The sequence below is a fragment of the Amycolatopsis sp. NPDC033938 genome, assembly GCF_055575975.1.
On the sequence record NZ_JBVIRO010000024.1, the window covers coordinates 88,910 to 106,957 of the forward strand.

Annotated in this window: 20 protein-coding genes and 1 tRNA gene; 11 read left to right on the plus strand and 10 right to left on the minus strand. The window is 69.3% G+C overall.

What is annotated here, in order from left to right:
- Positions 1-27 precede the first annotated feature (27 nt).
- On the plus strand, positions 28-2,427 hold the full coding sequence (locus tag ACZ5ZX_RS37440; protein WP_465506720.1) for an ATP-binding protein: 2,400 nt from the start codon (positions 28-30) through the stop codon (positions 2,425-2,427).
- A gap of 17 nt (positions 2,428-2,444) precedes the next feature.
- Here the strand turns inward: ACZ5ZX_RS37440 and ACZ5ZX_RS37445 are convergent, their stop codons facing one another.
- Positions 2,445-3,017 carry a sigma-70 family RNA polymerase sigma factor gene (locus tag ACZ5ZX_RS37445; RefSeq protein WP_465506721.1) on the minus strand — a complete coding sequence of 191 codons (573 nt, stop codon included), beginning with the start codon at positions 3,015-3,017 and terminating at the stop codon, positions 2,445-2,447.
- Positions 3,018-3,194: 177 nt separating this feature from the next.
- Here ACZ5ZX_RS37445 and ACZ5ZX_RS37450 point away from each other — a divergent pair, with 177 nt between their 5' ends.
- From ACZ5ZX_RS37450 to ACZ5ZX_RS37470, 5 genes are all read left to right on the plus strand, one after another.
- Positions 3,195-4,157: a GlxA family transcriptional regulator gene (locus ACZ5ZX_RS37450; RefSeq protein WP_465506741.1), complete on the plus strand. Its 963-nt coding sequence runs from the start codon at positions 3,195-3,197 to the stop codon at positions 4,155-4,157.
- A 19-nt stretch (positions 4,158-4,176) separates the two neighbouring features.
- A complete protein-coding gene (locus ACZ5ZX_RS37455) occupies positions 4,177-4,920 on the plus strand; it encodes a DJ-1/PfpI family protein (RefSeq protein ID WP_465506722.1) in 744 nt (247 codons plus the stop codon).
- A gap of 111 nt (positions 4,921-5,031) precedes the next feature.
- The gene (locus ACZ5ZX_RS37460; protein ID WP_465506723.1) at positions 5,032-5,424 is read left to right on the plus strand and encodes a hypothetical protein; all 393 of its coding nucleotides are present in this window, start codon (positions 5,032-5,034) and stop codon (positions 5,422-5,424) included.
- A gap of 302 nt (positions 5,425-5,726) precedes the next feature.
- Complete coding sequence (locus ACZ5ZX_RS37465) at positions 5,727-6,500, plus strand: DUF2310 family Zn-ribbon-containing protein (RefSeq protein WP_465506724.1); 774 nt, start codon at positions 5,727-5,729, stop codon at positions 6,498-6,500.
- Positions 6,501-6,582: 82 nt separating this feature from the next.
- Positions 6,583-6,948 (plus strand): hypothetical protein, encoded by a 366-nt coding sequence (locus ACZ5ZX_RS37470; RefSeq protein ID WP_465506725.1) that lies wholly within the window; start codon positions 6,583-6,585, stop codon positions 6,946-6,948.
- Here the strand turns inward: ACZ5ZX_RS37470 and ACZ5ZX_RS37475 are convergent.
- Together ACZ5ZX_RS37475 and ACZ5ZX_RS37480 are read right to left on the minus strand one after the other, a co-directional pair.
- Complete coding sequence (locus ACZ5ZX_RS37475) at positions 6,890-7,249, minus strand: hypothetical protein (RefSeq protein ID WP_465506726.1); 360 nt, start codon at positions 7,247-7,249, stop codon at positions 6,890-6,892. The genes ACZ5ZX_RS37470 and ACZ5ZX_RS37475 overlap by 59 nt on opposite strands.
- Positions 7,231-7,497, minus strand: coding sequence for a hypothetical protein (locus ACZ5ZX_RS37480; protein ID WP_465506727.1), 267 nt, complete (start codon positions 7,495-7,497; stop codon positions 7,231-7,233). Before ACZ5ZX_RS37480 ends, ACZ5ZX_RS37475 begins: the two co-directional genes overlap by 19 nt.
- Before the next feature lie 334 nt (positions 7,498-7,831).
- Here ACZ5ZX_RS37480 and rsgA point away from each other — a divergent pair, with 334 nt between their 5' ends.
- Positions 7,832-8,914 carry a ribosome small subunit-dependent GTPase A gene (rsgA, locus tag ACZ5ZX_RS37485; RefSeq protein ID WP_465506728.1) on the plus strand — a complete coding sequence of 361 codons (1,083 nt, stop codon included), beginning with the start codon at positions 7,832-7,834 and terminating at the stop codon, positions 8,912-8,914.
- Between the two features lie 104 nt (positions 8,915-9,018).
- On the plus strand, positions 9,019-9,531 hold the full coding sequence (locus ACZ5ZX_RS37490; RefSeq protein ID WP_465506729.1) for a GNAT family N-acetyltransferase: 513 nt from the start codon (positions 9,019-9,021) through the stop codon (positions 9,529-9,531).
- A 151-nt stretch (positions 9,532-9,682) separates the two neighbouring features.
- Here ACZ5ZX_RS37490 and ACZ5ZX_RS37495 read toward each other — a convergent pair whose 3' ends face one another.
- Positions 9,683-10,303 carry a DUF3159 domain-containing protein gene (locus tag ACZ5ZX_RS37495; RefSeq protein WP_465506730.1) on the minus strand — a complete coding sequence of 207 codons (621 nt, stop codon included), beginning with the start codon at positions 10,301-10,303 and terminating at the stop codon, positions 9,683-9,685.
- Positions 10,300-11,430 (minus strand): FAD-dependent oxidoreductase, encoded by a 1,131-nt coding sequence (locus tag ACZ5ZX_RS37500; protein ID WP_465506731.1) that lies wholly within the window; start codon positions 11,428-11,430, stop codon positions 10,300-10,302. The genes ACZ5ZX_RS37495 and ACZ5ZX_RS37500 overlap by 4 nt, the downstream gene beginning before the upstream one ends.
- A 100-nt stretch (positions 11,431-11,530) precedes the next feature.
- On the opposite strand from ACZ5ZX_RS37500, the gene ACZ5ZX_RS37505 reads away from it, so the two are divergent.
- Positions 11,531-12,151 (plus strand): TetR/AcrR family transcriptional regulator, encoded by a 621-nt coding sequence (locus ACZ5ZX_RS37505; RefSeq protein ID WP_465506732.1) that lies wholly within the window; start codon positions 11,531-11,533, stop codon positions 12,149-12,151.
- Between the two features lie 71 nt (positions 12,152-12,222).
- Here the strand turns inward: ACZ5ZX_RS37505 and ACZ5ZX_RS37510 are convergent.
- A tRNA-Asn gene (locus tag ACZ5ZX_RS37510) sits at positions 12,223-12,295 on the minus strand.
- A 163-nt stretch (positions 12,296-12,458) separates the two neighbouring features.
- Here ACZ5ZX_RS37510 and ACZ5ZX_RS37515 point away from each other — a divergent pair.
- On the plus strand, positions 12,459-12,638 hold the full coding sequence (locus ACZ5ZX_RS37515; RefSeq protein WP_465506733.1) for a hypothetical protein: 180 nt from the start codon (positions 12,459-12,461) through the stop codon (positions 12,636-12,638).
- 104 nt (positions 12,639-12,742) lie between these two features.
- Here the strand turns inward: ACZ5ZX_RS37515 and ACZ5ZX_RS37520 are convergent, their stop codons facing one another.
- The 3 genes from ACZ5ZX_RS37520 to dnaG are packed head-to-tail and all read right to left on the minus strand — an operon-like array spanning position 12,743 to position 15,979.
- Positions 12,743-13,507 carry a trans-aconitate 2-methyltransferase gene (locus ACZ5ZX_RS37520; protein WP_465506734.1) on the minus strand — a complete coding sequence of 255 codons (765 nt, stop codon included), beginning with the start codon at positions 13,505-13,507 and terminating at the stop codon, positions 12,743-12,745.
- 33 nt (positions 13,508-13,540) lie between these two features.
- Positions 13,541-14,065 carry a hypothetical protein gene (locus tag ACZ5ZX_RS37525; RefSeq protein ID WP_465506735.1) on the minus strand — a complete coding sequence of 175 codons (525 nt, stop codon included), beginning with the start codon at positions 14,063-14,065 and terminating at the stop codon, positions 13,541-13,543.
- A gap of 6 nt (positions 14,066-14,071) precedes the next feature.
- Positions 14,072-15,979, minus strand: coding sequence for a DNA primase (gene dnaG / locus ACZ5ZX_RS37530; protein ID WP_465506736.1), 1,908 nt, complete (start codon positions 15,977-15,979; stop codon positions 14,072-14,074).
- A gap of 42 nt (positions 15,980-16,021) precedes the next feature.
- Here dnaG and ACZ5ZX_RS37535 point away from each other — a divergent pair, with 42 nt between their 5' ends.
- Positions 16,022-16,960 carry a sigma-70 family RNA polymerase sigma factor gene (locus ACZ5ZX_RS37535; RefSeq protein WP_465506737.1) on the plus strand — a complete coding sequence of 313 codons (939 nt, stop codon included), beginning with the start codon at positions 16,022-16,024 and terminating at the stop codon, positions 16,958-16,960.
- Between the two features lie 8 nt (positions 16,961-16,968).
- On the opposite strand, the gene ACZ5ZX_RS37540 is transcribed toward ACZ5ZX_RS37535, so the two are convergent.
- A complete protein-coding gene (locus ACZ5ZX_RS37540; RefSeq protein ID WP_465506738.1) occupies positions 16,969-17,535 on the minus strand; it encodes a carboxymuconolactone decarboxylase family protein in 567 nt (188 codons plus the stop codon).
- Between the last annotated feature and the right edge of the window lie 513 nt (positions 17,536-18,048).

An 18,048-nucleotide genomic window follows, 5' to 3' on the forward strand; every position in this document is an offset into this window, starting at 1 on the left:
CCGTCGTTGAGAGGAGTTCCACGCAGCGTGGACAAGACCGCGTTCGGAGACTTCCTCCGCTTCTACCGGCTGCGTGCCCCGATGACGCAGGAGGAACTGGCCGAGCGCACGGGGATCAGCGTGCGCAGCATCAGCGACATGGAGCGCGGCCGGGTCCGCACCCCGCAACGCCGTACCGCGGAACTGCTGGTCGAGGGGCTGGGGCTGGACGGCGAGGAGGCAGGCGATTTCGCCGAGCTCGCCCGTTCCGGACGCCGTCCGGCGCTCGTCCCGGAAGAACCCGCACCGGTCGAGGCCCCCCATCCCGTCGTCATCGCCGCCCTGCCGCCCCACCTCACCGAACTGACCGGCCGGAAGGCCGAACAGCGGCTGCTGGACGAGGTCGCGGAGTCCGCCGCTTCCTCGTCCCGGCTCCAGACCGTGGTGCTGCACGGACTTCCGGGCGCGGGCAAGACCGCGCTGGCCGTGGACGCCGGGCATCGCCACGCCCACCGCTTCGCACAGGGCTGCCTGTTCCTCGATCTGCGCGGCATGGATCCCGAACCCCTCACCCCGGATAGGGCCGTGCACCGGCTGCTGCGCGGGCTGGGGCTCGACGAACGCCAATTCCCCCACGATGCCGAGGACCGGCTCGCGCTCTACCGGTCACTGATGCACGACCGCGAAATCCTGCTGATCCTGGACAACGCCGCCAACGAACCCCAAGTGCGCCCGCTGCTCGCCACCAGCCCCGGCTCGATGGTGCTGGTGACCAGCCGGAGCACGTTGACGGGGTTGAACGCCCGGCACCGCGTCGCCCTCGACGTCCTGCCCGGCGACGAAGCGGTGAACCTGCTCGGGGTGGTCGCCGGAGAGCCGCGGCTGAAGGCGGAACCGGCGGCGGCGCGCCGGGTGGCGGAACTCTGCGGCGGGGTGCCGCTCGCCCTGCTCATCGCGGGCAACCGGCTGGCCAGCCGTCCTCAGTGGACGATCGCGCATCTCGCCGACCAGCTCGAGAACGAGCGGCGACGGTTGTCCGTGCTGACCGCGGGCGATCTGCAGATCCGCACCGCCTTCGCCCTCTCCTACCACCATCTGGCCCCCGAAACCGCACGGGTGTTCCGGCGGCTGGCGCTGGTCGACGGCCCGGACGTCTCCGTCGAACTGGTCGCGGTCGCCGCCGGGAGTCCCGCCGACGAGGTCGAAGCGGAACTGGAAAAACTGGCCGAAGCCAGTCTGCTCGGCTTCGGCGGCGCTTCGGGGCGGTTCACCACACTCGATCTGCTGAGGGTGTTCGCCAAGGAGAAGCTCGAAACCACCGAAACCGCCGAGGACGTCCAGGAAGCGACCGAGCGGGTGCGGAACTGGCTGCTCGCGGTGGCGACGAAAGCGGCGCAGTATTTCGATCACGACCGGACCGAAGTGACCTGCACGGTCGACGGGCCCGACCCGGTGCACGACCGGGAGTCCTCGGCCCGGTGGCTGGCCGAGGAGCAGCACCATTGGCGCGGGGCGCTGCGGGCGGCGTCGGCACTCGGCGAGCACCGGCCGGTCCTCGAACTGGCACGGTCCATGCACTGGTACTCGGATCTGCGCGGCACCGGCCCGCTCTGGCGCGAGGTGTTCGGCGCGGGCGCGGCGGCGGCCGAGGCACTGGGTGACGTCCGTGCCGCGGGTGAACAGCTGAATTACGTGTCCTGGGCGCTCTACGCGCTTTGCGGCGATCCGCACGCCGCGAGCGAAGTCCATGAACGCGCGCTGGCCGCGGCGACCGAGGCGGGTGACCTGGTCACCCAAGCCTGGGCCTGGTACTACGGGGCCGCCATCACCCGGCGGCTCGGCTCGCCCCACGAGGCCGTGCTGCGATGCCGCAAGGCCGTGGACCTGTTCGAGCGGGCGGAGTATCCGAACGGCCACAATCTGGCTCGCTCCCTGCTGGGCTTCATGCTGCACAACGTCGGCGAATTCGACGAAGCCGTTGCCGTGCAACGACAAAGCGAGGCCTACTACCGGGGTTCGGCCACCGCGCCGGGTAACGACGAGCTGCTCTCGATGGTGCTGACCCAGCTCGCCGACAGTGTCGCGGCGACCGGAGCCGTCGCGGACGCGTTGGACCTGCTGGACGAGGCCGAGTCGCTGTTCCGCAAGCACGGCGCGAAGTTCGCGGTGGCGAGGGCGCAGCACTCGCGCGGCCAGATCCTGTTCAAGGCGAACCGGCTCGCCGAGGCCGAGGAACAACTGCTGTCCGCCTTCGCCGGAGCACGCTGGTCCGAACCCAAGATCAAGATCATGATCCAGCTGGCGGAACTGGCCGAAGCGGCGGGAAAACCGGCCGAGGCCGAGGCCCGCCGGGTACACGCCCTCGCCGAATGCGCCCGGTACGACACGCCGCTCGCCAGGAAGATGGGTCGCGAGCTCGCCGCCGAACTCGGCGTCGCGGTGCCCTGATCGGCCCGGGTCGCCGGTCACCAGCCCGCGGCGGTGACCCCGCTGCACGCCAGCACCTCGGTCATGGCGATCGTCGCGTGATGCACCCGGGATTTGACCGTCCCCACCGGCACGCCGATGCTCGCGGCGGCCCGCTGCCGGGTGCGGTCGCGCCGATAGACCTCGTCGAGTGCTTCGCGCTGGATGGGCGTCAGCTGAGCCAGCCCCTCTTCGACGAGGCACCGCTCGACGACCTCGTCGGCGAAGTCGGTGTCCCCCGGCAGCAGGTCGAAGTCGTCGTCCCCGAACACCACCGGGCGGGCCTTGTCGCGGCGGGCCCAGTCGACGATGAGGTTGCGGGCGACCCTGAACAACCACGGGCGCGGCGGGATACGCTTCTCGATCAGCGTTTCGCTGTTGCGCCACGCGCGGAACAGGCACTCCTGCACGACGTCCTCGGCCCGATGCGGGTCGGCGGGCAGCAGGCTGCGGGTGAACCGCAGCAGATGGTCCCGGTGCTCGGCGTGCAACGCCGCCACGAAAGCGTTTCCCTCGGCCGAGGGCGCCCTGTCCGCCAGTGAAGTCACCTGAGTATCGCGGTGGCCTGTCACGCCGACCTCCCTGACTAGTTGGCGTCCTTGAGCTCAATTCCACCGGCCGGGGCGGCCCGCGACCATGAGGAAGGACCGGCAGAACTGGAGTGACGGCGGGTTCTTCCGGTTCGTCTTCCTGTCGGGACGCGCGCGTAGTTTCTCCCTGTGGGTTCTGGAACGAAACCAGCGCGCCGGGTGGTGATCGTCGCGTTCGACGACGCGCAGATCCTTGATGTGGCCTGTCCCAGCGGGGCGCTGGAGATCGCGAGCTCGCACGGCGCCACCCCGCCCTATGTCGTCGAGCTGGCCACGGTCGACGGGCGGACGACACGGAGTTCGTCGGGGATCATGCTCGCCGGTGCCCGGCGGCTGGCCGAGGTGTCCGGGCGGATCGACACGATGCTCGTCGTCGGCGGGGCGGGAACGGGGACGGCCGCGGCGGACGAGCGCCTGCTGACGCAGGTGCGGCGGCTGGCCGGCCGAAGCAGGCGAATCGCCTCGGTGTGTACGGGCACGTTCGTGCTGGCGGCCGCCGGACTGCTCGACGACCGGCGGGTCACCACGCATTGGGGATACGGCGAGTTGCTCGCCGCGACTTTTCCCGCGGTGACGGTGGATCCGGCGCCGCTCTACATCCGTGACGGCAACGTCTTCACCTCGGCCGGGGTGATCAGCGCGCTGGATCTCACCCTCGCGCTGATCGAGGACGACCACGGTCCGACACTGGCCCGCGAGGTCGCCCGTGAGCTGGTGACCTATCTGCACCGCCCGGCCGACCAGGCCCAGATCAGCACGTTCCTGGCCGCCCCGCCGCCCGGCAACCGGGTCGTACGGGATCTGCTCGGCTACATCGCCGCGCATCTCGCCGAAGATCTCAGCCCGCCGGCGCTGGCCGCGCGAGCCGGCGTCACCACCCGGCACCTCAACCGCTTGTTCGGCACCCACCTTGGCAAGACCCCGGCGCGCACGGTGCGAGCGGCCCGGACCGAAGCCGCCGCGCACCTGGTGCGGTCCACCGCCTTGCCGCTCTCCGCGGTCGCGCGGCGGTGCGGGTTCGCCTCGGCGGAAACCCTGCGAACGGCGTTCCGCGATCACTACGGGCTCACCGGGGACACGCTTCGCAGGATGACGGACATGCCACGCCCGGTCGGGACTTGAGCGCCCCAGAATCCGTGGCATGAACAGTGCGGAGACCACGCGCAGAACAGTTTTGACCGGAGTCGCGGCGGCCGCGGCGTTCGGCCTCGCCACCGGTACTGCTCAGGCGGAGACCAAAGGCCCGAGGATCGGCATCCTGCTCTACGACGGCTTCAGCCTGCTGGATCCGACCGGCCCGGCCGAGGTGCTGTCCCGGCTTCCCGGCGCGACGGTGACGATGATCGCCGAGCACCGCGGTCCGGTGCGCACGGACACTCGGGATGTCGCCGTGCTGGCGGAGCGTTCGGTAGCCGAGGTGAACCGGCTGGACGTCCTGCTGGTTCCAGGCGCCGGCAACCGCGGCACGGTCGCCGCCATGGAGAACCAGGTGCTGCTCGACTGGATCCGCCGCGTGCACCGGCATACGACCTGGACCACGTCGGTGTGCACCGGGTCATTGATCCTCGGCGCGGCCGGGTTGCTCCGCGACCGGGCCACCACGTACTGGGCCTCGGCGCCCTATCTGGAGAAGACCTTCGGCGTGCGTTACGTGCCAGAGCGGTATGTCCGGGTCGGCAAGGTCGTCACCGCCGCCGGAGTTTCCGCCGGCATCGATCTCGCGCTCCATCTCGCGTCCCTGCTGGCGGGTGAGGAGATCGCCCGCGGTATCCAGCTCGCTGTCGAATACGACCCGCGACCGCCCTTCGACTCCGGCGACGCGGCGACGGCGAGTCCGGAACTCAAGGCGCTCGCGCTGAAACTGCTCGCCGATTCGCAGGAATAGCACGCGGCCGATCTTCACCGAACGCCCCCCGAGGCGCCTCGCCCCCGCATAGGATCGCCACCGCGTGACGGGGCGTCTCGATCCCCGGCGGAGAGCGGTGAAAGGCAAGGCATGTCAGACCTCGTGTACACGATCATCGAGGCCATTCCACGGGTTTTGCTGCTCGTGGTGGGGCTTCTCGGCCTGATCTTCTCGATCAAAGGACGCGCCAGGGGCGTCTCCGGCCTGATGGTGGGCGCTTTCGTCGTCATGCTCGTCGCCACGGCCGCGAGCATCGTCTGGCAGTTCGTGGTGTTGAACCTGTCGTCCTGGGTCGCGTCCCAGCAGCTCACCGGTGACGAAGTCCGCTTGATCTTCATGGGCGTCGGCGTCCCGCTCGACGCCGCCGCGCTGCTCTCCTGGTTCCTGGTCGCGATCGCGGTCCTCAAGAACGGCCGTGCGTCCCGGAAACCCGGCGTCGCGCCGTACCCGGCACCGGGCAACTACCCGATGCCGCCCCAGTAGCCGTCGATTCTCACCCCTTGATCAACGACCGGCGGGCCGGAGGCCGAGCGGGGAAGATTCCGGACGTCCAACGACCGGAATCTTCCCCGCCCGCACGGTAAGGCGAATATGGCGCGGTCGGCGCCCGCTGCCGGTGTCGCGAACACCGCAGCCCCACCGTCGAAGCGTGATGTCCTGATGCGCGACGAACAACCGGAGCCCGTGCACCTTCCGCCCGGGTTTCTCGGCGCGCAACGCCTCCAGCGACCGGCCACAGCGGAAATCGGGTGCTCGACGGCGTGGAGTGGTGTGATGATCTCGCCATGGTCCATGTCATACAGCTGACCTTCAAGAAGGTGGGCGTGCCGGCCGTCGCGGACGAGGACGCCGTGGCCGGCGCGATCAGCGGGCTGCTGGGCGCGCTGCGGCAGAACGGTCAGCTCCTCGGACGGGACTGGCCGGTCTTCGATACCGGCCCGGAGTACCGCGCCGTGGTGATGGTGCCCGAGCCGGTCAGCCTCGACCCGCGACTGCACAACCAGTGGGTCCGTCGCGGCCTGGACGGACTCTCGCCGGCCGGGCTGGACACACCGCTGGTCGAGGTTCTGGGTCCGGATCCCGCAGGCGCGCAGCCGTGCGCCTGCCCGGAACCCGGCGGATACCTGCTCTGGACCACCTACCTGCACGTGGAGTCGCCGCTGCGGTGCCTGGACTGCTTCGGCCCGGTCCCGCTGTACCGGATCCCTCCGACCGACCCGTCCGGCTACCACCTGGTCATGTCCTGGCAGTCCGACTACCAGGCGTGCGACACGCTGCAAATGAACTGCTCGACCTTGGAATACCCCGGCCTGACCGAGATGAGCGGTCTACGCAGCAGCCTGACCCGACGCGGCCGTGACCTCTGCGACCGGATCACCGAGTCCACCGGACACCCCACCTACTACTACCTGTTCCGATACCGCGGCCGCCGCCGCGGCGAGGAACAACTCAGTTGCCCTTCCTGCCACGGCGGGTGGCGGCTGGCCGGGCGCTTGCTCGATCATTTCGACTTCCGATGTGACCACTGCCGGCTGCTGTCCAACCTCGCCTGCGACTGACCTCGCCGTACCGGCACATCGCTGTCACGTATCCGATGGCTCTCTCGTCCTCCTTCAGACACGTCCACTCGAAGGAGTTCACATGCCGACCCCGTTGCGCGTCGCGATCGCCGTACAGACCCTGGCCGTCTTCCTCACCCCGATCACCGCCGGCCTCCTGCTGACCATGCCGAACGGCCACACACTGCACAGCGCCACGGCCTACACCCTGTTCGTCGTCGCGACCCTGCACGTCCTCACCGCGATCCTCGTATGGCGGCCAGGCGGCGGCTCCGCGAAGCCGATCCTGCCCGCGGCCGCGTTCCTCGGACTCACCCTTGTGCAAGTGTTCCTCGGAATCGCGCAGATGACCGCGGTCCACGTCCCACTCGGCGTCCTGCTGTTCGGCTTCAGCCTCCTGCACCTGAGCCGGATCCGCCCGGCGCGGGAAGCGGCCGCTGTGAGCTGAGTACCGCGCCGGCTCGCAAGGTGGCTCCAGTGAGGGCATAGAGCCGTTCGAACTCATAGGGCGCGAGCCGGTCCGCGATCCGCCGGACCAGTCCGGCGGAGAGCGGGATCTCGTTGGGATAGCTGCGCATGAAGGTCACCCAGCCCGCCTCGACGAGGGTGACCCCGGGAAGGACCCGCTCGGCACCCTGCCACTCCCGGATCACGGGATCCTCCCGCCGCACCCATCGCCGGTCGGCGGAATGCACCAGGACCGGGACGTTTCCGAGGTGGTGGCTCAGGCTCACCTGTGAGCCGTACATGTGCGGATGGCTCGCCACGATCGCGGCCGGTCGAGAGCGTTGGGCGGATCCCACAGGAGATTGCCCTGATCGGTCTGGACCAGATAGGTCCACTGGCCGATCGCGAACTCCGGTTCACGGTGCAGGCGGTGGATGCCCGGCTCCGGTTGTTCGTGCACCAGCTCGTGCGGATCCGCGGCGAGTTCGTCCACTGTGGTCCAAGACTGTCCGGAGCCGCGGACGTACTGTCGCTCGTCCGCGCAGATCAAGCAGACCCCCGCCGGAGGTTCAGCGGCATCGAACCTTCAGCGAACTCGAGGTCAAGCCTGCCGGGCATCAGCACCGCAGCCGCCCCGTGCCACGAAGGCGCGAGCCGGCGGGCCGTGTTAAAGTGAAATGTCCGAATACGACATGGTGCGAGAGAACGGGAGGTGGGTTGATGATCGCGGTGAAGACCGCTGCCTTGTGCAGCGCCCGGATCATCCTCACGTCCCGGGCTCCGGTCTGATCGATTCCCATCGCCGATAGCGGCGCGCACCACATCGGTTCGCGGCCTCGATGGTTTCGGTGTCCGAGCGGGGCCCCTTTCCCAAGGGTCTCTTCATGTATTCATCTCGATCTTCCTCGTCCTCGTTCGCTCTGTCCGCACTCGGCTGGGACGACTCGTTCGCGGCACTGTTCGTAGAACATGCGGCCGCCGGTCTGGTTCCCGCCCGCGTCGTGCGGGTCGACCGCGGCCGCTGTGACACGCTCACCGCGTCGGGTCCCGTCCGCGCGGACAGCGTGGCGGTGACCTCCCTCGACCCCGCCGATTCCGTGTGCACCGGCGACTGGGCGGCACTGCGCCCGGGCCCGGAGCCGGAACTGGTGGCGCTGCTGCCACGACACAGCGCGATCACCCGGGCCTCGTCGGATCGGACCTCCCACCGGCAGGTCTTGGCGGCGAACGTCGACTCCGTCGTCATCGCGGTCTCGCTCGCGGCACCGCTGAACGCGGGCCGGGTCGAACGCCTGCTCGCGCTGGCCTGGGACAGCGGCGCGAAACCGGTCGTCGTGCTCACCAAAGCCGACCTCGCCGACGACCCCGGTGCGGCCCTGACCGTCATCGCCGCCCTGGCACCCGGTGTGGACATCGTCACCACCAGTTCCACGACCGGGGCGGGGCTGGACGTCCTGTCGAAGGTGGTGACCGGGACCGCTGTCCTGCTCGGCCCGTCGGGGGCGGGAAAATCCACGCTTGCCAACGCTTTGCTCGGGCGAGAACACATGGGCACCGGCGAAGTCCGGGCCGTCGACGGCAAGGGCAGGCACACCACTGCGCACCGCGAGTTGTTACCGCTGCCCGGCGGCGGGGTGCTCATCGACACCCCGGGGTTGCGAGGGATCGGCTTGCAGGACGCCGCGGACGGGGTCGAGCGGGTGTTCTCCGAGATCGAGGCCTACGCCCGGGACTGCGCCTTCCGCGATTGCGAACATCGCAGCGAACCCGGCTGCGCCGTACAGGAAGCCGTGATCGACGGCAGGTTGGCTGTGGGCCGGCTCGATCGGTACCGAAAGCTGTTGCGCGAGAGCGAGCGGGCGGCGGCCCGTGGGGACGCCCGCGAGTCGAGCAAGCGAAGCAAGACCAAGAAGGCGATCACGCGGGATCTGCGCGCGACCTACCGATTCCGCGACCGCCGGCGCTGACGCCGGGTGTGGCATCACGCATCCGAGGACCTCCCGGCCGCGCGTGTCCGCCTACCGACGTCCTCACCGAGAAAACTCACCTTCACGAAACGGAGAAAACTGTTTTGGGCACTCGTACCGACTGGATCACTCGCGCCGAGACCGACGCTGACATCCCCGCGATCCGCGAGATCAACCTCGCCGCGTTCGAGACCGCCGAGGAGGCCGACCTCGTCGATGCGCTACGCACCGATCCGGCGTGGATCGACGGCTTGTCCATCTTCAGCGCCGAACCGGACGGCAAGCCCGTCGGGTACGCGCTCCTGACGCGTTGTCACGTCGACGACACCCCCGCACTATGCCTGGGACCGTGCGCGGTCCTGCCCGCGTATCAGAAGACCGGGGCAGGCTCCGCCGCCATCCGTGCCGCTCTCGAGGCCGCCGAGCGGGCGGGCGAGCACTTCGTGATCGTTCTCGGGCATCCGGCCTACTATCCGCGGTTCGGCTTCACCCGCGCATCCGAGCACGGCATCCGGCTCAGTATCGATGTCCCCGACGAGGCATTGATGGCACTGAGCCTCGACTCGGAACAGCTGCCCAGCGGCACCGTGCGCTACGCACCGCCGTTCGGCATCTGACCGAACCGAAACACTCCGCTCCGCCCTGATCCCCGTTGTCCTGGGCCGGCCCGCACGTGAAGGCCGGCCCAGGACGCGGGCCGGTCTCGCCTGCCTCCGAAAGAAGAGAATCTGTTGCGGGGCCGACCTTCCCTCAACTCGACCTCTCCGGCTACCGGGAGGTCTGTGGGGTATCACGGAGGATTCGCCAGCACAGGTAGACGCAAACACCGGTCGCGGGCGCGCCACCCACCAGCGTGGCGGCGATCCCGAGCGGGACGACCGCTCCGGCCGCGTACAGCGGCACCAGCGCCGCCGTGGCGATGATGAACTTGGCCAGGAACACCGCCGTGCACAGGTGATAACGCCGCCGCCGCAGCCGATCGCGACGCCAGGCGAGGCTTTCACCGCGCAGCTTGCCCATCGCCAACCCGATCACCGGCCAGCCCACCAGCATGGACACCAGGAACAGCACACCTCCGCCTGCCTGCCAGAGGACGGCGACGAGATAGAAGTCGGCCGCCTGTCCCGTGCTCCCGGCCAGCAGCGCGGACGCGCCGACCACGATCAGACCGATCGCCGGCTGCCAGACCTTGCCACCGGTGCACAGCCGGACCACGGCCAGCACGACCACGCCACCGACCGCGACCAGCGCGGCCGTCAGCACCTGCTCGGTCACCAGATACGCGACGAGGAACAGTGCTCGCGACGCGACGCCTTCGGCGACCGTGCGCCAACCACCGATCGCTTTGAACAACGACAGCGATTTCCGCGACAACATGCCGAGGCTCATGCGCCGGCCTTCGCCGCGGCAGGCGTGAAACCGGTGTGGCGCAGCGTGTCCTCGAAGGCGCCGATCGCGTCGAGCAGCTCGAGCCGGCCGCGGTACGCCTCGACCAGCGCGTCACAAAGGCGGTGCGCGTCCTGCATCGCCAGATTGCCGCCGAAACCCGGGGCCAGGTGGATCGCGTCGCCGATGAGCGTCACCGGGCCGGCGAGCCAGGCAGGCGGCGGCGGGATCATTCCGCCGCGCAGTGCGACCGTCGCGTCAGGCCACGCCTCGGCGACGACCGACCTCAGAGCCGAAGGCAGCTCAACGGTCATTTCCTGGGCCCGGTGCCACACGGGAGCCGGACCGAGCTGTTCCCGCGTGGTGGGCAACGCCCACATCACGTAATCCTCGATCTCGGCGACCGCGCTGGAGGGCAAGGCGGGCAGCCACCGCCGCCGCGCGGCCGGGGGAGATTCGGTGAACCGCAGCACCCCGACCACCATCGTCATGCCGGGTAAGTGCGCGCTGGCCGGGCTGTCGCCGACCAGCGCCGGCAGCCCGGTCCCGGCGACGGCACGAAGCGGCGTCGCGCCCATGATCACGCGTCGTCCCGTATCCACCACCCGCACGTGGGGCAGGTACCGGCGGCGAACCGCCGATCCGATCCCGTCCGCACCGACCAGGACATCCGCGGTGTCCGTGCGACCGTCGGCGAACCACACCCGGACCGTGCCGTCGGCGCGCTGCTCGAACCGCGTGAATTCCGCGCCGAAGCGGACCACGTCGTCCAGTCCCGTCAGCAACACCGCCCGCAGCAGTGGCCGGTGGACCTGACGGCCCGGCCGCGCCCGGCCCGCGACCCCGTCGCACGGCCGAGCACCCGCGACGGTGAGTTCTCCGTCCGAGCCGGCCAGTGTCAAGGCCCGCTCACGTTGCCCTCCCATGGTGGCCTCCACCATCGCGGCATGCGCGGGAGGCAGGCACGCGCGCAGCGCCGACGCGCCGCGGTCGTCGACGTGCAGGCTGATGCCCTGCCGGCGCCCCGACGGGCCATCCCGCTCGTACACCACCACCTCCATCCCTGCCCGGCGTAACCCGTGAGCGAGCGTCAACCCGCCAAGACCGGCACCGACCACGACCACCCTCATCCCGCACCCCATTCTTCATCGCCCGATGAAGAACACTCTAGGGCGGGTCGCACCAAAACTCCACCAGGCGATGAAGAAAGGGTGTTAGGCTGCGGGAGCCATGACAGAACACGACAATCACCGTCGCTCCGGACGCTGGCGGTCCGGCGCGGAGAGCAAGCAGCGAGTCCTGCGGGTCGCCCGCGAACTGTTCGACAAGAACGGTTACAGCGGCACGACCGTGCGCGCGATCGCGACCGCGGCCGGAGTCGACCCGGCGATGGTGTTCTACTTCTTCGGCACCAAACAAGGCCTCTTCGGTGCCGTGCTCGACATGTCCGAGAATGTCCCACCGGCCATCGAGTCGATCTTCGACGGCAGCCTCGACACCATCGGCGAGCGCATCGTCCGGACACTCGTGGAGAACCTCGACAAGTCCGACCGCGCACCGCTGGTCATGCTGACCAGGTCGGCACCCACCGACCCGAAGTCCGAAGCACTGCTGCGCGAATTCATCGACCGGGAGATCACCGACCGGCTCGCGGCACTGCTCGACACCCCGGACGCCGCACTACGGGCGGGAATGGTCAACGTCCAGATCCTCGGCATCGCGGTGGCCCGGCACATCGTCCGCGTCGAACCGATCGCCTCGGCGTCCGTCGATGAGCTGGCCACCGCCTTCGGTCCGCTCGTGCAGCAGTGCCTGACCGGACGAACACCGCCAGCGGCCCGCTCTACGTGATGCGGGGAAACACTTGGTTCGACACGAGCCCGAAAAACGAAGAAGCCCAGGCCGCGTGGCCTGGGCTTGTGCTCCCCCGCTTGGACTCGAACCAAGAACCCTCCGGTTAACAGCCGAATGCTCTGCCAGTTGAGCTACAGGGGATCGTGCTCCGTACCGGCCGGATCGCTCCGACCGATGAGAGAACTTTAGCCCATGCCCTCCGGCGGCCGCACACCCACCCCCACTTTCGCGCGCGACCTCGTCAAGCTCGCGTTTTGAGGGACAATGGCAGCCGAAGCAAGATCGAACGGAGGCGTTGACTCGGATGAAGATGTTCCTGCTGGGTGCGGCCGCGGGCTATGTACTGGGCGCGAAGGCCGGCCGGGGACGGTACGAGCAGATCGTGCGGACCTACCGCAAGATCGCCGACCACCCCATGGTGCAGGGCGCCGCCGGGATCGCCCGCGCCAAGGTCGGTGAGCGGTTCGGGCGGCCCCAGCGCTGACCCGTGCCCTGAGACAAGAGCTGAAGGGGCCCTTCGCCGCATGTGACGCGGCGAAGGGCCCTTTCACTGCGTCACATGCGGTGAAGGGCCCCTTCAGCCCCCGGTCAGGGGACGACGGCCACCACGAAGACGCGCCGGAACTCGAACCATGTGGTCCCGTCGGGGCGCGGCGGGTAGGCCTCGTCCAGTTCGCGGGCGAGCTGTGCCCGGAAGTGGTCCCAGTCGGCGCCCGGGAGCGCCTCCTTGACCGGGCGGAGCGAGGTGCCGGTGATCCATTCGAGCACGGCGTTCTCCCCGGAAAGCCGCTGCAGATAGGTCGTCTCCCAGGCGTCGACGGCGCATCCGGCGTCGGCGAGCAGGTTCCCGTAGCCGAGCGGGCTGTCGACGGCCTCGTTCTCCCGCAGGACGACGTCGGCGAGACGCGGTGCCCATTCCTCGGTGCGCGCGAGCGCGCGGACCAGGGCGTGCGAGGGGGCGTCGAAGTTGCCGGGAACCTGGAACGCGAGCGTCGCCCCGGACGGCAGGAGGTCGACCCAGCGCCGGAGCAGGACGCGATGCTGCGGCACCCACTGGAGGACGGCGTTCGAGATGACGACGTCGGTGTCCGGCTCGGGCACCCAGTCGTCGACGTCCAGCACCCGGGCGTCGACCCCTCGCGAGCGCGCGGCTTCGACCATCTCAGGTGAACTGTCACTCGCCTCGATGATCGCGTCCGGCCAGCGTTCGACGAGACCGGCGGTCAGGTTTCCGGGCCCGCAGCCGAGGTCGGCGACCCGGCGGGGCTTCGCGGCCGGTATCCGCCCGACGAGGTCGTGGAACGGCCGCGCCCGCAGGTCGGCGTAGTCGAGGTACTTGACCGGATCCCACATGGCGCCTCCCAGCGATACAGTACGAGCGTACTGCTAGCCGTGCGGCTTGACCAGTTTCCGGGCCAGTTTCTCCGCCGCTTCCTCGGCGATCGCCTTGACCACGTCGATGTCGGTGCCGGGATCGGGCCGCACCTGCAGCACCGTGCCGTCCTGGCCGGGGATCTTGCGTTCGACGAACCACGCTCCCCCGGTCCCGAAATCCTTGCGGTGCCGTTCCCGGACCGAGCCGTCGACCCGCTGCCGCAGCAGGAGCGGCACCTTGCCCGGCCGGGGGAGGTTGAACCGCACCGGCGCCTTGTCCGCCAGCAGCACGGCCTTCCCGGCGGTGCCGGTCTCCTGGGACTCGGTCAGCGTGAGCACGCCGTCGGACCACGCGGCCTTGCCGACGAGATGCCAGCCGACCCGGCGGGGTCCGGGAATCCAGAGTCCCAGTGGCGTGACGAGCAGGTAGCCGCCGCCTTCGACGGCCGCGCTCCCGACGACGTGTTCGCCGTCGTCCAGCGAGCCGTCGAAATCCGCCGGGACACGGTCACCGAGCAGGTGACGCAGCCAGCCCATGAGCACTCAGTCCAATCCGCCGATGGCCTGTTCCTTCAGCGCTTTCCGGTACTGCTCGAGCGCGACGAGGTCGCCGAACAGCGCGCGGTAGTCATCCGGTGCCTCGACCGGGGAAAGCCGCTGGAGCTTCGACTTGATCTCGTTGATCTGGCGGCCGACCAGTGCTTCCTGCACCGCCGCGAGCTGCGCGGAGATGTAGCGTGAGTCGACCTCGCCCTTGGCGCGCAACGGTTCCACCGAAAGCTCGCTGAGCACCCGCCGCACCGTCCCCTGTGGACAGTGCGGGGCGGCGGCGTCGAGCAGGGCAGGCCCGGTCAGCCCGGAACCCGCTCCCCCGGCGGCCAGCAGTGCCTTGTGGATGGCGACGTACACCGGATGAGTGAACGCGTCCTCGGGGAGCGCGTCGTACTCGGCGCCGGCGAGCATCGGCTGCTGCAGCGCCGCTTTGAGGGCCTCGCGCTGCGCGATGAACCGCGGGTCGCCGGGCGCGGGCCTCGGCAGGTCCTCCTCCATGGTGGCGGTGGCCGCCTGCGCGGGCCGCCGGACCTCGATGGTGTTCGAACGTTTCGCCGTGGCGCCCGCGCTGCCGCGGACCCGGTTCACCACCTGCGCCGCGTCCTGCCAGCCGACCCACCAGGCGAGCTTCGACGCGTAGCCGTCGCGGCTGGCGCGGTCCTTGATGCCCGCGACCATCGGGACGGTCTTCTGCAACGCCGCGACCTGGCCGTCGACCGAGTCGAGGTCGAAGCCCTTGAGCATGCTCTTGATCGCGAATTCGAACAGCGGGATCCGCCGCGCGACCAGATCGCGCACGGCGCTGTCGCCCTTGGCGAGCCGCAGTTCGCAGGGATCCATGCCGTCGGGAGCGACGGCGATGTAGGTCTGCCCCGCGAAGGTCTGGTCACCCTCGAAGGCCTTCAGCGCCGCCTTCTGGCCCGCTTCGTCACCGTCGAAGGTGAAGATCACTTCGCCGCGGAAGGCGTCGTCATCCATCATCAGCCGTCGAAGGACCTTCATGTGGTCTTCGCCGAACGCCGTCCCCGACGACGCGACGGCCGTCGGTACTCCGGCGGCGTGCATCGCCATCACGTCGGTGTAGCCCTCGACCACGACGACCTGGTGCCGCTTCGCGATCTCGCGTTTGGCCAGATCGAGGCCGAACATCACCTGCGACTTCTTGTAGATCGGCGATTCCGAGGTGTTCAGGTACTTCGCCGAAACCCGGTCGTCGTCGTACAGGCGCCGCGCGCCGAACCCGACGACCTCGTTGCCGACGTCGCGGATGGGCCAGAGCAGCCGCCGGTTGAACCGGTCCATCGGGCCGCGCTGCCCTTCCTTGGCCAGTCCGGCCGTGAGCAGTTCCTTGACCTCGAACCCGCGGTTGAGCAGGTGTTTGGTGAGCTTGTCCCAGCCGGCGGGCGCGTAACCACAGCCGAACGTCTGCGCGGCGGCGGCGTCGAAGCCCCGCTCGGACAGGAAGTCCCGCGCCGCGCGCGCGTCCGGGGTGAGCAGCTGCTCGGCGTAGAACTCCTGGGCCGCGCGGTGTGCCTCGATCAGCCGGGAGCGGGTGCCGCGATCACGCTGGACGCTTCCGCCGCCACCTTCGTAGGTCAGCCGGAAGCCCGCGCGGTCCGCGAGCCGCTCGACGGCCTCGACGAACGAGATCAAATCCATCTTCTGGACGAACTTGATCACGTCACCACCTTCGCCACAGCCGAAGCAGTGGAAGGTGCCGTGGGAGGGGCGCACGTTGAACGACGGGGTCTTCTCGTTGTGGAACGGGCAAAGCCCCTTCAGACTGCCGCCACCGGCGCTGCGAAGGGCGACGTAATCACCGATGACCTCGTCGATCCGGTTGCGCTCGCGCACCTCCGCGATGTCGCTGTCCCGAATCCGTCCTGCCACGCTCACCACTCTAGTTCTTCGTCGCGGAAGGCTGTGCGGCACACTCGGGGAATGAGTACCGCCCTGGATGAACTCGCCGGAAAGTTCGCCGAGCTGCGCCCTCACCTGGTGTCCGTCGCCTACCGGCTCACCGGCACGCTGTCCGACGCGGAGGACGCGGTCCAGGAGTCCTGGCTGCGGCTGAGCGGCCTGGACTCCGAGCGCCGCGCGGCGATCGAGGATCACCAGGGCTGGCTGACCACCGTCGTCAGCCGGATCTGCCTTGACCGGCTGCGGTCGGCGGTGGTGCGCCGCGAGCGGTACGTCGGTGAATGGCTGCCCGAGCCGGTACTCGGCCCGCTGGGCACGCCGCCGTCGGAGGACCCGCTCGCCGTCGCGGTCCGCGACGACGGGATGCGGATGGCCGCGATGGTGGTCCTCGACCGGCTGACGCCCGAACAGCGCGTCGCGTTCGTCCTGCACGACGCGTTTTCGGTGCCGTTCGGCGAGATCGCCGAGATCCTGGGCTGCACCACCGAAGCCGCCCGCCAGCACGGTTCCCGCGGCCGCCGCGCCCTCGCCGACGCCGAACCGCCGCCACGGACCGCGCTCGCCGAGCAGCAGCGGATCATCGAGAAGTTCATGACCGCGATGCTCACCGGCGACATCCAGGCGGTGGCCGAGGTGCTGCATCCGGACGTCGTCCTCGTCGGCGACGGTGGCGGCAAGGCGCGCACGGCGGCGCGCACGGTCGCCGGATTCGACAAGGTCACCCGGCTGTTCCAGGGCCTCATGCGGATGTACGACCCGGCCGGGATCGAGAAGGCCAGGTTCGCGCTGGTCAACGGCGACCTCGGGCTCTACATCCCGCCGCAGGAGGCCTCCGGGGAGTACCGGGCGCTCGACGAGCACGTCGAGGCGTTCGTCATCCGCGACGGGAAGATCGTGACGATCTACGACATGGCGAACCCGGACAAGCTCACCACCGCACGGGCCCGCGCCGGCGCCTGACCGCGTGGTCAGGGAAGCGGGATCCGGCAGGCGTCGCCCGAAGTGAAGCCCTGGGCGGTGATGTCGAGCGCGCTGTTCATCCGGGCACGCATGTTCTCGAGCCCGATCTGGTACGTCAGCTCGATGACACCCTTGCGGCCGAACTCGCGTTCCAGTTCGGCGACCTGCTCGTCGGTGACGGTCACCGGGCTCGCGGTCATCGCGTCGGCGTAGGCGAGCGCGAGCCGTTCCTGAGTGGTGAAGGCGGGCGACTTCGCGTAGTCGTCGATGTTCTTCAGCCGTTCGATGTCGAGTCCCTCGTGCAGCTGCAGCATGGTTCCGAAGTCGATGCACCACGAGCAGCCGAGCCGCGTCGCGACGCGGTACACAGCCAGCTCGCGCACGTTCGCGGGCAGCGTTTTGCTGGCCTTCTCCGCCAGCATTTCGTGCATGCCGTTGGCCCGGAGCAGCGCCGGGTGGTGCGCGTAGACGGCCATCGGCTCGGGCACGGCGCCGAACCGTTTCCCGGCGAACTTGTAGATCAGCTTCAGCAGGAAGCCGGCGTCGGCGGTCTTGACAACGGGAATGCGCGGCATGGTGTCCTCCTCGTGCGGGTCCGATCAGAAGGTGGACGAGGCGGCGGGCGAGGACGTGACAGATACGGGGTCCTCCGTTGATCAAGCTCCTGCCGATCATGATCGGTGGGCCGGAAGCCGAGCGGGGAAGATTCCGGACGCCCAACGACCGGAATCTTCCCCACCCGCACGGACGGCACTTATCGGAGTCAGCCACCCCACCTGGGCGAGCATGTCCGGCACCCGACGGCCCACCGGCCTTGAGTTCCTGGCATTGACGCTCAAGGTAGTGAAGGAGGCCTTCACGGCCTTACGCCTGACCTGCGGGTCGTGAGTGATAAAGAGCGCTAGAGCGAACCCTCTCTTAGGTACCTACGCGTGGCCTGCGGCCTGGCTCGCGGCGCTGAGCCACAATGCCAGGAACTCAAGGGCAGCGGCTTGGCTTGTTTCTGGTGCGTTTGCCCAGCTCGGGAAGCTTCCCCGGTCGTAACGGCCCGATGCGAGCGACAGCCGGCCGCCGACGAGGTGCGGGAA

Bases quoted from the DNA above. Each gene is read 5' to 3' on its own strand.
- ACZ5ZX_RS37455 (WP_465506722.1), top strand. From the start codon at position 4,177: ATGAACAGTGCGGAGACCACGCGCAGAACAGTTTTGACCGGAGTCGCG.
- ACZ5ZX_RS37460 (WP_465506723.1), top strand. From the start codon at position 5,032: ATGTCAGACCTCGTGTACACGATCATCGAGGCCATTCCACGGGTTTTG.
- ACZ5ZX_RS37465 (WP_465506724.1), top strand. From the start codon at position 5,727: ATGGTCCATGTCATACAGCTGACCTTCAAGAAGGTGGGCGTGCCGGCC.
- ACZ5ZX_RS37470 (WP_465506725.1), top strand. From the start codon at position 6,583: ATGCCGACCCCGTTGCGCGTCGCGATCGCCGTACAGACCCTGGCCGTC.
- ACZ5ZX_RS37475 (WP_465506726.1), bottom strand. From the start codon at position 7,249: ATGTACGGCTCACAGGTGAGCCTGAGCCACCACCTCGGAAACGTCCCG.
- rsgA (WP_465506728.1), top strand. From the start codon at position 7,832: ATGTATTCATCTCGATCTTCCTCGTCCTCGTTCGCTCTGTCCGCACTC.
- ACZ5ZX_RS37495 (WP_465506730.1), bottom strand. From the start codon at position 10,303: ATGAGCCTCGGCATGTTGTCGCGGAAATCGCTGTCGTTGTTCAAAGCG.
- ACZ5ZX_RS37500 (WP_465506731.1), bottom strand. From the start codon at position 11,430: ATGAGGGTGGTCGTGGTCGGTGCCGGTCTTGGCGGGTTGACGCTCGCT.
- ACZ5ZX_RS37505 (WP_465506732.1), top strand. From the start codon at position 11,531: ATGACAGAACACGACAATCACCGTCGCTCCGGACGCTGGCGGTCCGGC.
- ACZ5ZX_RS37515 (WP_465506733.1), top strand. From the start codon at position 12,459: ATGAAGATGTTCCTGCTGGGTGCGGCCGCGGGCTATGTACTGGGCGCG.
- ACZ5ZX_RS37520 (WP_465506734.1), bottom strand. From the start codon at position 13,507: ATGTGGGATCCGGTCAAGTACCTCGACTACGCCGACCTGCGGGCGCGG.
- ACZ5ZX_RS37525 (WP_465506735.1), bottom strand. From the start codon at position 14,065: ATGGGCTGGCTGCGTCACCTGCTCGGTGACCGTGTCCCGGCGGATTTC.
- ACZ5ZX_RS37535 (WP_465506737.1), top strand. From the start codon at position 16,022: ATGAGTACCGCCCTGGATGAACTCGCCGGAAAGTTCGCCGAGCTGCGC.
- ACZ5ZX_RS37540 (WP_465506738.1), bottom strand. From the start codon at position 17,535: ATGCCGCGCATTCCCGTTGTCAAGACCGCCGACGCCGGCTTCCTGCTG.